Source organism: Streptomyces seoulensis (assembly GCF_004328625.1).
GTDB lineage: Bacteria > Actinomycetota > Actinomycetes > Streptomycetales > Streptomycetaceae > Streptomyces > Streptomyces seoulensis.
In genome coordinates, this window is the sequence record NZ_CP032229.1 from 5143315 (window position 1) to 5159089 (window position 15775).

A 15775-nucleotide genomic window follows, 5' to 3' on the forward strand; every position below is an offset into this window, starting at 1 on the left:
ACAAACGTCCGGGAGGTGCCCACGAACCGTTCATCCATGCGGGGGAGGAATCCGCCGCTCCTCTTTAAGCAGCCGATCAACATCAAATGTGGATGGATAGGGGCATCGACACTCGCGTACGCCGATGCTGAAGCAGATACATGCGGCGCACAAATGACTGAAAGCGGCCGGACTTCTGAGCAGTTGCAAGTCGGGTCGGGTGCTGCTCGTCAACGCGCCCGTAAGGCTTTTGGTCCTGGTCTGCGCCGCGCTGCGGGTGCGCGAAAGCCAGGGCCTTCCGGACTCCCCTGCTTGCTGCCCTCGTGGCAGTGGAGGCGCGCACGGCGGCGCCAGTGAGTCCCTTCCAGCCTGGCTGTGAGACCGAGGGATTGCGCTGCGGGGACAGCGAAGGCTCAGGTTGATGGGCCGTCAACTAGGTTCTGTTCGACGGATCATGTGACCTTCTGGCCGGTCGCTCGTTGGCTCGGGCGCGGGTCGGGGGGACCTGGCGAATTGCGAGTGGTCGCTTTTGGGGCCGCATCTGCCACCCTCCGGTGGCCGGGGCAGCCGGAGGAACGGCCACCGCACGGTGGCCGACGGCACCTGGTTCCGGGTCAGGGCCAGTGCCCCGTGGCGTGATCTGCCGGAACGCTACGGCTCGTGGAAGACCGTCTACGAACGGCATCGCCGCTGGTCGGCGTCGGCCTGGGACCGACTGGTCGATGCTCGGCGTCGACTTGACGTCCTGCCGGGCCCATCAGCACGCAGCCGGCACCCGCAAAGCCCGTCCGGGTCCCAAAAAAAGGACGACGCCCCGGCACCACCGCCCCGACGAGGGACTCGGACGGTCCCGGGGCGGTCTGACCTGCAAGATCCACCTCGTCTGGGGTGCGGACTCCGCCAAGGCGAGAAGTTCGCTCTCCCTTTTGCTGACCACGCGGTTCGGCAACGCCATCGCCGTGAACACGTGGAACACCCACACCTGGAAGCCTGCGTTGGCCAAGGCCGGGATCATCCCGCCGCACGCCGAGGGGGCGAAGAAGTGGCAATGGGAGGCAGCGCCCAAGGACGGCTTCCAGGTGCTGCGGCACACTTACGCATCCATCATGCTGGAGGCGGGAGAGTCTGTCGTGACCGTGGCTCGGCGGGCTCGAGCACTCCTCGCCGGCAATCACCCTCGGTTACTATGCTCACTTCATGCCTGAGGCCGGGAGCAAGGGGCGGACGGCAATCGACGGACTGCTAGGGAGGCAGGGAGATCCGCATGGCATTCGAAACTCCCCAGATCCTCCCCAGGGCTGATGGCCGACCATCTCCCCTCCCCGACATCCTCAGGGCTTGCCGTGGATTGCAAGGTTGAAAAGAGGGGTGGCCAAAGAAAGTGCTGAGAGAGGTGACCGCAACCCGCTACATCGAGCCCTTGCGCACCGGCGGCTCCGTACCCGCCGTCGTCGAAGCCGACGACCTGGGGACCTATGTCGTGAAGTTCACCGGCTCCGCGCAGGGCCGCAAGGCGCTCGTCGCCGAGGTGATCGTCGGGGAGCTGGCCCGCGCCCTGGGCCTGCGCTTCCCCGAGCTGGTGCTCGTGCACTTCGACCCCGCCGTGGCCGCCGACGAGCCGCACCAGGAGGTCCGCGACCTGCACGACGCCAGCGCTGGGGTCAACCTGGGCATGGACTATCTGCCGGGCGCCCGCGACCTCACCCCCGAGATCGCCCGGCACTTCCCCGTGGACCCGCTGGAGGCGGGCCGGATCGTCTGGCTGGACGCGCTCACCGCCAACGTGGACCGCACCGTCCACAGCTCCAACCTCATGGTCTGGCCGACCTTCGGCGTCGCGCCCCCGCGCCTGTGGCTCATCGACCACGGCGCGGCCCTCGTCTTCCACCACCGCTGGGACACAACGAACCCCGGCCGGAAATACGACTTCCGGCATCACGCGCTCGGCCAGTACGGGCCCGACGTGCGCGCCGCCGACGCAGAGCTGGCCCCGAAGGTCACCGAGGAGCTGCTGCGCGGCATCCTCGCCGAGGTGCCCGACGCCTGGCTCGCCGACGACCCCGCCTTCGCCGGTCCGGACGAGGCCCGCGCCGCCTACGTCGGCCATCTGCTGGCCCGCGCCCGGCTCTCCGCCGAGTGGCTGCCCACCGACTTCCCCGACCGGGCGGAACTCGCCGCCGAGGAGGCCGCGCGTGCCGAGCGGTCCCAGCGGGGCCGGCCGGACTGGCTCAAGCGCGTCCCCGACCTGCACGGACGCCCGGCGGCGGAACAGGACTGGTCGGTACACCTGGGATGAAGGGAACGTCGTGAGTCACCGAGTCGAGATCGAGTACTGCACCCAGTGCCGCTGGCTGCCCCGCGCGGCCTGGCTGGCGCAGGAGCTGCTCACCACCTTCGAGACCGAGCTGGAGGCCCTCGCGCTCAAGCCGGGCACCGGTGGCGTCTTCGTCGTACGGGTGGACGGCGAGCCGGTCTGGGACCGCCGTGAGCAGGGCTTTCCCGAGCCCACGGCGGTCAAGCGGCTGGTACGCGACCGGGTCACGCCGGAGCGGTCCCTCGGACACTCCGAGAAGCTGGGGCAGTCCGAGAGGCTCGGGCAGTCCGAGGAATGAGCGCGCTCAGCCGGTGAGGTGGCGGTAGGCCGGAAGCGTCAGGAAGTCGGCGTACTCCTCGTCCAGCGCCACCGTCAGCAGCAGGTCGTGCGCCTCCTGCCAGTGCCCGGCCGTGAACGCCTCGTCGCCGATCTCCGCCCGCACCGCCTCCAGTTCGGCCGCCGCCAGCCGGCGGGCCAGCTCGGGGGTGGCGCGCTCGCCGTTCTCGAACTCGACGCCCGCGTTGATCCACTGCCAGATCTGCGAGCGGGAGATCTCGGCGGTGGCCGCGTCCTCCATCAGGTTGAAGATGGCCACCGCGCCGAGCCCGCGCAGCCACGCCTCGATGTAACGGATGCCGACCTGCACCGCGTTGACCAGCCCGGCGTACGTCGGCTTCGCGTCCAGCGAGGCGATGTCGATCAGGTCGGCCGCCTCCACGCGCACGTCCTCGCGCAGCCGGTCCTTCTGGTGCGGGCGGTCGCCGAGCACCTTGTCGAAGGACTCCATGGCGATCGGCACCAGGTCCGGGTGGGCCACCCAGGAGCCGTCGAAGCCGTCGGCCGCCTCACGGTCCTTGTCCGCCCGCACCTTCTCGAACGCCACCTTGTTGACCTCGGCGTCCTTGCGGGACGGGATGAACGCCGCCATCCCGCCGATCGCGTGCGCGCCCCGCTTGTGGCAGGTGCGGACGAGGAGTTCGGTGTACGCGCGCATGAACGGCGCGGTCATCGTGACCAGATTGCGGTCCGGCAGCACGAACTCCGGTCCGCCGTCACGGAAGTTCTTCACGATGGAGAACAGGTAGTCCCAGCGGCCCGCGTTCAACCCGGAGGCGTGGTCGCGGAGTTCGTAGAGGATCTCCTCCATCTCGTACGCGGCCGTGATCGTCTCGATCAGTACGGTGGCGCGTACGGAGCCCTGAGGGATGCCGAGTTGGTCCTGCGCGAAGACGAACACGTCGTTCCACAGGCGGGCTTCGAGGTGGGACTCGGTCTTCGGCAGGTAGAAGTACGGGCCCTTGCCCAGCTCCAGCAGGCGGGCGGCGTTGTGGAAGAAGTACAGGCCGAAGTCGACCAGGGCGCCGGGGATCGGCTCCCCGTCGGCCCCCTTGAGGTGCCGCTCGTCCAGGTGCCAGCCGCGCGGCCGCATCACGACCGTCGCCAGCTCCTCCTGCGGGCGCAGCGCGTACGACTTGCCGGTGCGGGCGTCGGTGAAGTCGGCGCGGCCGGCGTAGGCGTCGGTCAGGTTCAGCTGGCCCAGGATCACGTTCTCCCAGGTGGGGGAGGAGGCGTCCTCGAAGTCGGCGAGCCAGACCCGGGCACCGGAGTTGAGCGCGTTGACCGTCATCTTCCGGTCGGTCGGCCCGGTGATCTCCACCCGGCGGTCCTGCAGCGCGGGCGGCGCGGGGGCCACCCGCCAGGACTCGTCGGCCCGGATCTCCGCCGTCCCGGGCAAAAAGTCCAGCGTGCCGGTGCGGGCGATCTCGGCGCGGCGCTCGGCCCTGCGGGCCAGGAGTTCGTTCCGGCGCGGGGTGAACCGGCGGTGCAGCTCCGCGAGGAAGTCCAGCGCCGGTCCGGTGAGGACCTCCTCCTGCCGGGGGAGCGGCTCGGCGTCGACGACGACCGGCGGGGACGCGGGTGCGGACATGAGCGGTCACTTCCTCCGTGGCGGGCTGGTCGGACTGGGCAGCGTAATTTCCTGATCGCCGAACCTCAATGGGCCCCGCCGGGGCGCAGCCTGCCGAGGTCGGCGCCGGTGTCGATGTCGTACGGGTCGGCCACGTCCCCGCATTCCACGAGGCGGATCTCGGCGGAGTGCTGTTTCAGGTAGGCGCGGGCCCCCTGATCACCCCGGGCGGCCTCGACCACTCCCGGCCAGTGGGCGGCGCCGAGGAGCACCGGGTGGCCGCGCCTGCCGTCGTACGCCGCCGACACGAGGGCGGTCTCGTCGGTGAAGGCGTCCAGCACCCGCGCGTACGCCTCGGGCCCGATACCCGGCTGATCGACGAGGCTCACGAGAGCGGCGCGCGCATCCGTACCCCCGAGGGAGTGCAGCCCGGCCCGCAGGGAGGACCCCATCCCTTCGCCCCAGCCGGGGTTGTCCACGAGCACACATCCGCTCAACTCGGCGTGTACCCGCACCTCTTCGGCCCCCGCCCCGAGCACCACATGCACCCGGTCACATCCGGCCTCCCGCAGACCACGGGCGGCCCGCTCGACCAACAGCACCCCGCCATGCCGCAACAGAGCTTTCGGCCGCCCGCCCAGCCTCCGCCCACCTCCGGCGGCCAGCAGGAGCCCGGCGACTTGGAGGTGGCGGAGGGCTCGGTCGGGTGTCATGGGACCAGGATGCCGGGATGTGGGCCGGTGCGGGGGCATCTGGCGACCTTCGGCGTCCGTCGACCCGCCCCTATGACGTGCGACAACACCCCTGGCGGAACCCTCTGAACACCCCCTCGTCCGCTAAGGCCCCGCGGCTCCAGTGGCTGGCACCCTTGACTCGTGGCGGAGCGGGCGACGAGACTCCTTCAACAGAACGTTGAAGTCCGTTACGTGGGCGTTAATACCGTTTCTCGGGTGTGAACGGCGGAGAGGGGTTCGGGTGTCCGAGGACGTCGAGCTGGCGCTGCGGTCCAGGCGGGTCGTCACCCCGGAGGGGGTGCGGGCCGCGACGGTAACCGTCGCCGACGGGACGATCACGGCTGTCCTGCCGTACGAGGCGGGGGTTCTGGCCGTCGAGCTGGGGGACGACGCGCTGCTGCCCGGCCTGGTCGACACGCACGTGCACGTCAATGACCCCGGCCGGGCCGAGTGGGAGGGGTTCTGGACGGCGACCCGGGCGGCGGCGGCCGGGGGGATCACCACGCTCGTCGACATGCCGCTGAACTCGCTGCCGCCGACCACCACGGTGGACCATCTGCGGATCAAGAAGGAGGCGGCGCAGGGCCGGACCCACGTCGACGTCGGCTTCTGGGGCGGCGCGCTGCCCGGTAACGTCAAGGATCTGCGCCCGCTGCACGAGGCCGGGGTGTTCGGCTTCAAGGCGTTCCTCTCGCCGTCCGGCGTGGACGAGTTCCCGCATCTGGACCAGGCCCAACTGGGCGCCTCCCTGGGCGAGATCGCCGAGTTCGACGGGCTGCTGATCGTGCACGCCGAGGACCCGGCCCACCTCACGGACGCCCCCGCAGGTCCGGCCTACGCGGGCTTCCTCGCCTCCCGCCCGCACGCGGCCGAGACCGACGCCATCGCCCGACTTCTGCGACAGGCACGCAGGTTGAACGCCCGCGTCCACATCCTCCACCTCTCCTCCGCCGCCGCCCTCCCGCTCATCGCCGCCGCACGCGCCGACGGAGTCCGCGTCACCGTGGAGACCTGCCCGCACTACCTCACCCTGAGCGCCGAGGAAGTCCCGGACGGAGCGAGCGAGTTCAAGTGCTGCCCGCCCATCCGCGAGGCCGCCAACCGGGACCTGCTCTGGCAGGCGCTCGCGGACGGCACGATCGACTGTGTCGTCACCGACCATTCGCCCTCCACCGCCGACCTCAAGACACCGGACTTCGCCACCGCCTGGGGCGGCATCTCCGGCCTCCAGCTCAGCCTCCCGGCGATCTGGACCGAGGCCCGCGCACGCGGGCACCAACTGACCGACGTCACCCGGTGGATGTCCGCCCGTACGGCCGCCCTCGCCGGTCTCGACCGGAAGGGCGCCATCGCACCGGGCCGCGACGCCGACTTCGCCGTCCTCGCCCCGGAGGGCACCTTCACCGTCGACCCGGCCCGCCTCCACCACCGCAACCCGGTCACCGCGTACGCCGGAAAGACCCTGCACGGCGTGGTGAAGTCCACCTGGCTGCGAGGCCAACGGGTCTACAGCGAGGGCGAGTTCACCGATCCGAAGGGCCGCCTGCTCACCCGTGACGGCTGAGCCCCGCAACCCCCTGTCGAAAGGACCCCCGATCACCGTGACGGCGCAGCAACCCTCCACCCCGCCCCGCTTCACCGGCGACGCGGCTCCCTACGGCGGCGGCGACCCCTACGCCGACTACCGCACCGCCGACTTCCCCTTCACCCACCACCCCGACCTCGCCGACCGGCGCCTGGGGGCCGGGGTGATCGCCGCGAACGACGAGTTCTTCGCCGACCGGGAGAACCTGCTGCTGCCCCACCGCGCCGAGTTCGAGCCCGGCCGCTTCGGCCACAAGGGCAAGATCATGGACGGCTGGGAGACCCGGCGCCGACGCGGCCCGAGCGCCGAGGAGCCCTGGCCGTGCGCCGACGACCACGACTGGGCGCTGATCCGCCTCGGCACGCCCGGGGTGCTCCGGGGAATCGTCGTCGACACCGCCCACTTCCGGGGCAACCACCCGCAGGCCGTCTCGGTCGAGGCCACGTCGGCGCCCGGCAACCCGTCCCCCGAGGACCTGCTCGGCGACGACGTGAAGTGGACGACCCTGGTCCCGGTCACCCCGGTCGGCGGCCACGCGGCGAACGGCTTCGTGGTCTCCGCGCCCCAGCGCTTCACCCACCTCCGCCTCAAGCAGCACCCGGACGGCGGAGTCGCCCGGCTGCGCGCGTACGGCGAGATCGTCCCGGACCCGGAGTGGCTGGCCACGCTGGGCACCTTCGACGTGGCCGCGCTGGAGAACGGGGGCCGCGCCGAGGACGCCTCCGACCGCTTCTACTCCCCGGCAGCCAACACCGTACGGCCGGGCCGCTCCCAGCGTATGGACGACGGCTGGGAGACCCGGCGCCGCCGCGACCGGGGGCACGACTGGATCACGTACCGGCTGACCGAGCAGGCGCTGGTGCGGGCGGTGGAGATCGACACGGCGTATCTGAAGGGGAACAGCGCGGGCTGGGCGTCGGTGTCGGTGCGGGACGGTGAGAGCGGGGAGTGGACCGAGATCCTGCCGCGCACCCGGCTCCAGCCGGACACCAACCACCGCTTCCCGCTCCCGGCCCCGGCCGTCGGCACGCACGCGCGCGTGGACATCCATCCGGACGGCGGGATCTCCCGGCTGCGCCTCTTCGGCTCCCTCACCGAGGCCGGGGCGGGCCGGCTGGCCGCGCGGTACCGGGAGCTGAACGGCTGAGGCGCGCCGGGGGGGACCGATGAGTTGCGGTCCCGCGCGGGGTCTGCACCGTTGACAGCACGACCCCGCACCCGGAAGAAGGCACCTCATGGGCAAGCTCGTCTCCACCGTCTTCGTCTCGCTCGACGGCGTCTACCAGGCCCCCGGCGGCCCCGAGGAGGACACCAGCGGCGGCTTCGGCCAGGGCGGCTGGACCTTCCCGTACGCCGACGACGACTTCGGCGGCTTCGTCGGCGAGAGCTTCGGCCGGGCCGGTGTCTTCCTGCTCGGCCGCCACACCTACGACATCTTCGCGGGCTACTGGCCGAAGGTGACCGACCCCGGGAACCCGGTGGCGGCCAAGCTGAACGCGCTGCCGAAGTACGTCGTCTCCGCGACCGTTGCGAACCCCGGGTGGGCCGGGACGACCGTGCTCTCCGGCGACCTCGCCAAGGAGGTCCGGACGCTGAAGGAGCGCACCGAGGGCGAGGTCCAGATCCACGGCAGCGGGGCGCTGGTCCGCTCGCTGGTGAACCTCGGTCTGATCGACACCCTGCACCTGCTGACCTTCCCCGTCGTGCTGGGCGAGGGGCGCCGGCTCTTCGTGGAGGGTGCCGTCCCCACCCGCTTCCGGCACGCGGGCGGCACGGTCACCGGCAAGGGGGTCTCCATCCAGTCGTACGACCTGGACGGCCGCCCCGAGTACGGGTCTTTCTAGGCGGGCGTCGGGATGTCAACAGGAGCCCGAACGGCTCCTGTCGGGGCAGGTTAACTCCGCGAGAACTCATCGGACCTGCCGGGAAAATCCACATCTCCGTCATTGACATGGACGCGTCTACGCGCGTCATCATGAACCCATGAGATTCCCCCCACGCACCACTCGCATCGGCGCTGCGGCGGCCCTCCTCTCCGCCCTCCTCGTCGGCGGAACCGTCTCCGCCACCACGGCGGACGCGGCCACCGCCTCGGTCGGCAGCATCTGTTACGGCTCCCTGCCGTCGCAGGCGCACGACACCCTCGACCTCATCGCCCAGGGCGGCCCGTACCCGTACTCCCAGGACGGCGTCGTCTTCCAGAACCGCGAGGGCGTCCTGCCGAGCCAGTCCTCCGGGTACTACCACGAGTACACGGTGAAGACCCCCGGCGAGTCCACTCGCGGTGCCCGCCGCATCGTCACGGGTGAGCGGACCCAGGAGGACTACTACACCTCCGACCACTACGCCACGTTCAACCTCATCAACTACGGCTGCTGACCACTCCGTTCGACCCGCCCCGCGACTCTTCCCCCCACTGCAGGGGTCGCGGGGCGGGGGTGTGTCCGGGGGCGGCTCAGACGCAGGAGGACTGCACCCGGTCCGGAACCTCCGCCAGGGCGACCGCCCTTCGCTCGCGCCGCGAGATCTCGCACGCCTCCGCGATGCGCAGGGCCTGCAACGCCTGCCGGCCGTCGCAGGGGTTGGGGCGTTCGCCGCGGACCACGTCGACGAAGGCGCAGAGCTCCGACTCGTAGGCGGTGCCGAAGCGTTCGAGGAAGCCGGGCCAGGGCTTGTCGGCCGGGGGCGGGCCGGTCGGTTCGGTGGAGGCGATGGGGGTGCGGTCGTCCAACCCGACGACGACCGTGTCGAGTTCGCCGGACAGCTCCATGCGGACGTCGTAACCTGCGCCGTTGAGGCGGGTCGCGGTGGCCGTGGCCAGCGTGCCGTCGTCCAGGGTGAGCAGGGCCGCGCCGGTGTCGACGTCGCCGGCCTCGCGGAACATCGGGGGGCCGGCGTCGGAGCCGGTGGCGTACACGTCGGTCACCTCGCGGCCGGTGACCCAGCGCAGGATGTCGAAGTCGTGGATCAGGGTGTCCCGGAACAGCCCGCCGGACAGCGGCAGCCACTCGCGCGGCGGCGGGGACTGGTCGGAGGTCAGGGCGCGCACGGTGTGCAGCCGGCCGAGCCGGCCCGAGCGCACCGCCTCACGGGCGCCGACGTACCCCGCGTCGAAGCGCCGCTGGAAGCCCATCTGGAGCACGGTTCCCGCCGCCGCCACCTCGGCGAGGGCGTGCAGCGTGCCGGGCAGGTCGAGCGCGATGGGCTTCTCGCAGAACACCGGCAGCCCGGAGCGGGCCGCGCGGCCGATCAGCTCCGCGTGCGCGGCCGTCGCCGTGGTGATCACCACCGCGTCCACGCCCCAGTGGAAGACCTCGTCCACGCCCGGGGCCGCCGTCTCACCGAGCCGGTGCGCCAGCTCCTGCGCGCGTAACGGATCGGAGTCCGTCAGGATCAGCGATCCGACCTCCCGGTGGCGGCTCAGTGTGTTGGCGTGGATGGCCCCGATGCGGCCTGTCCCGATGACCCCGATGCGCATGAGGACACATTGAGGGGGAACAACGTGCACCTGTCAATCAAAATGTCAGGACAACCGGACTTCACGACTTCCCGTCATCCGGGCACCGGACTACGCTCGGGCCCGTGCCGAAACCTGATGTGGACCCCACCGCGCCGCTCGGCCTCCGCGTGGACCGAAGCTCCCCGGTGCCGCTGTACTTCCAGCTCGCCCAGCAGCTGGAGGCCGCCATCGAGCGCGGCGCCCTCACCCCCGGCAGCCTGCTCGGCAACGAGATCGAGCTGGCCGCGCGGCTCGGCCTGTCCCGTCCCACCGTCCGCCAGGCCATCCAGTCCCTCGTCGACAAGGGGCTGCTGGTGCGCCGCCGGGGCGTCGGCACCCAGGTCGTGCACAGCCAGGTCAAGCGCCCGCTGGAACTGAGCAGCCTCTACGACGACCTGGAGGCGGCCGGACAGCGACCCGCCACCAAGGTCCTGGTCAACACGGTCGTCCCGGCCACCGCCGAGATCGCCGCCGCGCTCGGCGTCACCGAGGGCAACGACGTGCACCGCGTCGAGCGGCTGCGCCTCGCGCACGGCGAGCCGATGGCGTACCTCGTCAACCATCTGCCGCTCGGCCTGCTGGACCTCGACACCGCCCGGCTGGAGGCCACCGGCCTGTACCGGCTGATGCGCGCGGCCGGCATCACCCTGCACAGCGCCCGCCAGTCGATCGGCGCCCGTGGCGCCACCCCGGCCGAGGCCGACCGGCTCGCCGAGGCCGAGGGCGCCCCCCTGCTCACCATGAGGCGCGTCACGTTCGACGACACCGGCCGCGCGGTCGAGCAGGGCGACCACACCTACCGTCCGGCCCGGTATTCCTTCGAGTTCCAGCTCCTCGTACGCCCCTGAGCCGTCCCCGGCCGCGTCACATTGTCCGGACAAATGACCTGTCAGGTCTGCCCCGGACAGGTAACGAGCGTCCCGCGTGTTCGATACTGAAGTGTTTGCGCCAGAACACGGCGCCTCGGAACACGGCACCTCAGAACACGGCAACACGGCAAGAAGGGGCACGGCCTCGTGGCACGGTTTCAGAACCGGGTAGGCATGACGGTGGCAGGAGCGTTCGCACTGCTCGCCTGCGTCTCGCTGACCGCCTGCAGCAGCACCGGCGGCAAGAAGGCCGAGGACGCCCGCAAGGCCGCCACGGCCCAGGGCAGGGCAGCGGTGTCCACCCCCCGCTGGACCATCGCGATGATCACCCACTCCGGAGACGGCGACACCTTCTGGGACATCGTGCAGAGCGGCGCCAAGCAGGCGGCGGTCAAGGACAACATCAACTTCCTGTACTCGCACGACGACGAGGCCCAGCAGCAGGCGCAGCTCGTGGACGCCGCGATCGACAAGAAGGTCGACGGGATCATAGTCAGCCTGGCCAAGCCCGACGCCCTCAAGGCGGCCGTGGCCCGCGCCCGCAAGGCCGGCATCCCGGTGGTCACGGTCAACTCCGGCTCGGCGCAGTCCAAGGCGTTCGGCGCGCTCAGTCACATCGGCCAGGACGAGACCATCGCCGGTGAGGCCGTCGGCGAGGAACTGAACAAGCGCGGCCGCAAGAACGCCCTGTGCGTCCTGCACGAGCAGGGCAACGTCGGCCACGAGCAGCGCTGCGACGGCGTGGAGAAGACCTTCAAGGGCAAGGTCCGCAAGCTCTACGTCAACGGCACCAACATGCCCGACGTCCAGTCGGCCGTGGGCGCCAAGCTCCAGGCCGACCGGGACGTGGACGCCGTCGTCACCCTGGGCGCCCCCTACGCCGACACCGTGGTGAAGGCCAAGGAGGACGCCGGCAGCAAGGCCGAGGTCGACACCTTCGACCTCAACGCCAAGGTCGCCGCCGAGCTGAAGGACGGCACCCTCGGCTTCGCCGTCGACCAGCAGCCCTACCTCCAGGGCTACGAGGCGGTCGACCTGCTGTGGCTGTACAAGTACAACGGCGACGTCCTCGGCGGCGGCAAGCCGGTCCTGACCGGCCCGCAGATCATCACCAAGGACCAGGCGGGCGCGCTCGCGGCGTACACCGATCGGGGCACCCGATGAGCACCACCACCGACACCCGGCCGACCGGCGGCCCGGCGCCGGGCGGCGAGCGGTCCCGCGACGAGCGGCTGACGCACACCTCCCCGCTGCGCAAGCTGCTCTCCCGGCCCGAACTGGGCTCGGTCGTCGGCGCCCTCGCGGTCCTGGTCTTCTTCGCGGTCGCCGCCGACGGCTTCCTGCGCCCGGCCAGCATCAGCACGGTGCTGTACGCCTCCTCGACCATCGGCATCATGGCCGTACCCGTGGCCCTGCTGATGATCGGCGGCGAGTTCGACCTCTCGGCCGGCGTCATGGTCACGTCGTCCGCGCTGATCTCCTCGATGTTCAGCTACCAGATGACGGCCAACATCTGGGTCGGCGCGGGCGTGTCCCTGCTGGCCACCCTGGCCGTCGGCGCGTTCAACGGGTTCGTGCTGACCCGCACCAAGCTGCCCAGCTTCATCGTCACGCTGGGCACCTTCCTGATGCTCACCGGCATGAACCTGGGCTTCACCAAGCTGATCGACGGCACCGTCTCCACCAAGTCGATCGGTGACATGGAGGGCTTCCCGAGCGCGCACGCCGTGTTCGCCTCGACCCTCAGTCTCGGCGGGGTCGACCTCAAGGTCACCGTGCTGTGGTGGCTCGGCCTGGTCGCGCTCGCCTCCTGGGTGCTGCTGCGCACCCGCGTGGGCAACTGGATCTTCGCGGTCGGCGGCAACGAGGACGCGGCCCGCGCGGTCGGCGTCCCCGTCGCCAAGACCAAGATCGGCCTCTACATGGGTGTCGCGTTCGGCGCCTGGGTGTCCGGGCAGCACCTGCTGTTCTCGTTCGACACCGTCCAGTCCGGCGAGGGCGTCGGCAACGAGCTGATCTACATCATCGCGGCCGTCATCGGCGGCTGCCTGATCACCGGCGGCTACGGCAGCGCCGTCGGCTCGGCGGTCGGCGCGCTGCTGTTCGGCATGACCAGCAAGGGCATCGTCTTCGCCGAGTGGAACCCGGACTGGTTCAAGTTCTTCCTCGGAGCCATGCTCCTCCTGGCGACCCTGCTCAACACCTGGGTCCGCAAGCGCGCGGAGGCCACGAAATGACCGACACCGAAGAGCGCGTGCCCCTGGTCGAGCTGACCGACGTCAGCAAGCGCTACGGCAACGTCCGCGCCCTGGAGGGCGTCTCCCTCCAGGTGCACGCCGGGGAGATCACCTGCGTCCTCGGCGACAACGGCGCCGGCAAGTCCACCCTGATCAAGACCATCGCGGGGCTCCACCAGCACGACGGCGGCACCCTCCTCATCGAGGGCGAGGAGACCCGGCTCGCCTCCCCGCGCGACGCCCTGGACCGGGGCATCGCCACGGTCTACCAGGACCTCGCCGTCGTCTCCCTGATGCCGGTCTGGCGCAACTTCTTCCTCGGCTCCGAGCCCCGCAAGGGCAAGGGCCCCTTCGCGCGCCTGGACACCGACCTGATGCGCCGCACCACCCGCGAGGAACTGCTGCGCATGGGCATCGACCTGCGCGACGTCGACCAGCCCATCGGCACCCTCTCCGGCGGTGAGCGCCAGTGCGTGGCCATCGCCCGTGCCGTGCACTTCGGCGCCAAGGTGCTCGTGCTGGACGAGCCCACCGCCGCACTGGGCGTCAAGCAGTCCGGTGTGGTCCTCAAATATGTGGCCGCGGCACGTGATGCCGGGCTGGGTGTCGTGCTGATCACCCACAACCCGCACCACGCGCATCTCGTCGGCGACCGCTTCGTACTGCTGCGGCGCGGCGCCATGGTGGGCAACCACACACGCGACGAGATCACCCTGGACGAACTGACCAAGCAGATGGCGGGCGGAGCGGACCTGGACGCTCTGCACCACGAGCTGAAGCGCGGCTGACGGGCGCGGAGCCGCGGGGGATTCGCGGCTTCCCGCCCCCGACAGCACCGCGCCCGGCGTGAGCGTGAGGCACAATCGAGCCCGATGAGCACCTACCGCGACCTCGCCGCCCCCATCGGCTCCCGCCGCGCCCCCGTCCTGCGCACGGTGGGCACCCGGGAACGCCGCTCCCACCTGACCGCGCCCCGCGTGCCCACGGTGGGCATCGACATCGGCGGCACCAAGGTCATGGCGGGCGTCGTGGACGCCGACGGCAACATCCTGGAGAAGCTCCGCGCGGAGACCCCGGACAAGTCCAAGAGCCCCCAGGTCGTCGAGGACACCATCGCCGAGCTGGTGCTCGACCTCTCCGACCGGCACGACGTGCACGCCGTCGGCATCGGGGCCGCCGGCTGGGTCGACGCCGACCGCAACCGCGTGCTGTTCGCCCCCCACCTGTCCTGGCGCAACGAGCCGCTGCGCGACCGCCTCGCCGCCCGGCTGTCCGTGCCCGTGCTGGTGGACAACGACGCCAACACCGCGGCCTGGGCCGAGTGGCGCTTCGGCGCCGGGCGCGGCGAGGACCACCTCGTCATGATCACCCTCGGCACCGGCATCGGGGGCGCCATCCTGGAGGACGGCCAGGTCAAGCGGGGCAAGTTCGGCGTCGCGGGCGAGTTCGGCCATATGCAGGTCGTGCCCGGCGGACACCGGTGCCCGTGCGGCAACCGGGGCTGCTGGGAGCAGTACAGCTCCGGCAACGCCCTGGTCCGCGAGGCGCGGGAGCTGGCCGCCGCCGACTCCCCGGTCGCCTACGGGATCATCGAGCACGTCAAGGGCAGCATCGGCGACATCACCGGCCCGATGATCACCGAGCTGGCCCGCGAGGGCGACGCGATGTGCATCGAGCTGCTCCAGGACATCGGCCAGTGGCTCGGCGTCGGCATCGCCAACCTCGCCGCCGCCCTCGACCCGTCCTGCTTCGTCATCGGTGGCGGGGTCAGCGCGGCCGACGACCTGCTCATCGGCCCCGCGCGGGACGCCTTCAAGCGCCACCTCACCGGCCGCGGCTACCGCCCCGAGGCCCGCATCACCCGCGCCCAGCTCGGCCCCGAGGCCGGCATGGTCGGCGCGGCCGACCTGGCCCGGCTGGTCGCCCGCCGCTTCCGCCGCGCCAAGCGCCGCCGCGTGGAGCGCTACGAACGCTTCGAGCGGTACACCCAGGGCCGCCGGGACCGGGACACCGCATGACCACCTCGCTTCCGCACCAGGCGGCCGCCCCGGCCACGCCGCACCCGGCGGGGGAGGACCCGCGGCACCGCGTCAGGCGCCGCGCCCTCACCCTGCTGATCATCGTGCTGCTCATCGGCGTACCGGCCGGCTATCTGGTGATCTCCGCCAACCAGAGCCGGGACAGCGGCAAGGACAAGGAAGCGAAGTACTCCGCCACCGGCCTCACCCCCGGCTGGCCCTCCAAGGTGCAGCGCCGTCTCTACCAGGTGCCCGTACCGCACCCTGCCGACCGGCTCGCGTACTACGAGACGAACAACTGGAAGACCAGCCGCCTGTACGTGCAGTTCCGCACCAACGGCGCGGGTCTGGACAGCTTCCTCGGCACCCTCGGCATCCACCGGGACCAGCTGAAGCAGGGTGCCGTCACCATCGGCGCCCGCGACCGCCAGGTCTCCGGCTGGAACCTCACCGGCCCCGGCGTCTGGTCCGGCTACACCCACAAGCAGAAGAACCCGGCCCCCACCCAGGACGTGGTCGTGAACATGTCCGACCCGGTCTACCCGACGGTGTACGTGGTCAGCCGCACGGTGCCCTGACCTGCTGAGGAACGCGTTGTCAGACCCCGCCCGTACAGTCGGAGACGGCTCATCCG

The 15775-nt window shown here is 71.1% G+C and carries 15 protein-coding genes and 1 pseudogene; 13 read left to right on the plus strand and 3 right to left on the minus strand.

The features are described from left to right. Positions 1-484: 484 nt before the first annotated feature. The 3 genes and pseudogenes from D0Z67_RS23605 to D0Z67_RS23620 all read left to right on the plus strand — a co-directional run. A pseudogene (locus tag D0Z67_RS23605) lies at positions 485-932 on the plus strand (transposase); the annotation flags it as partial. 428 nt (positions 933-1360) lie between these two features. Next, entirely contained in the window at positions 1361-2275 is a 915-nt protein-coding gene (locus tag D0Z67_RS23615; RefSeq protein WP_031182530.1) for a HipA family kinase, read from the plus strand. A gap of 10 nt (positions 2276-2285) precedes the next feature. After that, positions 2286-2591 carry an Rdx family protein gene (locus tag D0Z67_RS23620; RefSeq protein WP_037775510.1) on the plus strand — a complete coding sequence of 102 codons (306 nt, stop codon included), beginning with the start codon at positions 2286-2288 and terminating at the stop codon, positions 2589-2591. Between the two features lie 6 nt (positions 2592-2597). On the opposite strand, the gene aceB is transcribed toward D0Z67_RS23620, so the two are convergent. Both aceB and D0Z67_RS23630 read right to left on the minus strand, forming a co-directional pair. Continuing rightward, positions 2598-4220, minus strand: coding sequence for a malate synthase A (gene aceB / locus D0Z67_RS23625; protein ID WP_031182532.1), 1623 nt, complete (start codon positions 4218-4220; stop codon positions 2598-2600). Between the two features lie 65 nt (positions 4221-4285). Then, positions 4286-4912 (minus strand): nucleotidyltransferase family protein, encoded by a 627-nt coding sequence (locus tag D0Z67_RS23630; RefSeq protein WP_031182533.1) that lies wholly within the window; start codon positions 4910-4912, stop codon positions 4286-4288. 262 nt (positions 4913-5174) lie between these two features. Here D0Z67_RS23630 and allB point away from each other — a divergent pair, with 262 nt between their 5' ends. From allB to D0Z67_RS23650, 4 genes are all read left to right on the plus strand, one after another. Beyond that, the gene (gene allB / locus D0Z67_RS23635) at positions 5175-6497 is read left to right on the plus strand and encodes an allantoinase AllB (protein WP_031182534.1); all 1323 of its coding nucleotides are present in this window, start codon (positions 5175-5177) and stop codon (positions 6495-6497) included. A gap of 31 nt (positions 6498-6528) precedes the next feature. Continuing rightward, positions 6529-7665, plus strand: coding sequence for an allantoicase (gene alc, locus D0Z67_RS23640; RefSeq protein ID WP_199812217.1), 1137 nt, complete (start codon positions 6529-6531; stop codon positions 7663-7665). A gap of 88 nt (positions 7666-7753) precedes the next feature. Further along, complete coding sequence (locus tag D0Z67_RS23645) at positions 7754-8362, plus strand: dihydrofolate reductase family protein (protein ID WP_031182536.1); 609 nt, start codon at positions 7754-7756, stop codon at positions 8360-8362. 139 nt (positions 8363-8501) lie between these two features. Beyond that, a complete protein-coding gene (locus tag D0Z67_RS23650; protein ID WP_031182537.1) occupies positions 8502-8897 on the plus strand; it encodes a ribonuclease domain-containing protein in 396 nt (131 codons plus the stop codon). A gap of 76 nt (positions 8898-8973) precedes the next feature. Here D0Z67_RS23650 and D0Z67_RS23655 read toward each other — a convergent pair whose 3' ends face one another. Then, positions 8974-9996, minus strand: coding sequence for a Gfo/Idh/MocA family protein (locus D0Z67_RS23655; protein ID WP_031182538.1), 1023 nt, complete (start codon positions 9994-9996; stop codon positions 8974-8976). A gap of 119 nt (positions 9997-10115) precedes the next feature. Between D0Z67_RS23655 and D0Z67_RS23660 the strand changes: the two genes are divergently transcribed. From D0Z67_RS23660 to D0Z67_RS23685, 6 genes are all read left to right on the plus strand, one after another. Continuing rightward, positions 10116-10865, plus strand: coding sequence for a GntR family transcriptional regulator (locus D0Z67_RS23660; RefSeq protein WP_031182539.1), 750 nt, complete (start codon positions 10116-10118; stop codon positions 10863-10865). A 168-nt stretch (positions 10866-11033) separates the two neighbouring features. After that, positions 11034-12050 (plus strand): sugar ABC transporter substrate-binding protein, encoded by a 1017-nt coding sequence (locus D0Z67_RS23665; RefSeq protein WP_031182540.1) that lies wholly within the window; start codon positions 11034-11036, stop codon positions 12048-12050. Next, on the plus strand, positions 12047-13123 hold the full coding sequence (locus D0Z67_RS23670; RefSeq protein ID WP_031182541.1) for an ABC transporter permease: 1077 nt from the start codon (positions 12047-12049) through the stop codon (positions 13121-13123). Before D0Z67_RS23665 ends, D0Z67_RS23670 begins: the two co-directional genes overlap by 4 nt. Continuing rightward, positions 13120-13911 (plus strand): ATP-binding cassette domain-containing protein, encoded by a 792-nt coding sequence (locus D0Z67_RS23675; RefSeq protein WP_031182542.1) that lies wholly within the window; start codon positions 13120-13122, stop codon positions 13909-13911. The genes D0Z67_RS23670 and D0Z67_RS23675 overlap by 4 nt, the downstream gene beginning before the upstream one ends. 84 nt (positions 13912-13995) lie before the next feature. Next, complete coding sequence (locus D0Z67_RS23680) at positions 13996-15141, plus strand: ROK family glucokinase (RefSeq protein WP_031182543.1); 1146 nt, start codon at positions 13996-13998, stop codon at positions 15139-15141. After that, positions 15138-15719 carry a hypothetical protein gene (locus D0Z67_RS23685; RefSeq protein ID WP_031182544.1) on the plus strand — a complete coding sequence of 194 codons (582 nt, stop codon included), beginning with the start codon at positions 15138-15140 and terminating at the stop codon, positions 15717-15719. The genes D0Z67_RS23680 and D0Z67_RS23685 overlap by 4 nt, the downstream gene beginning before the upstream one ends. Positions 15720-15775 lie beyond the last annotated feature (56 nt).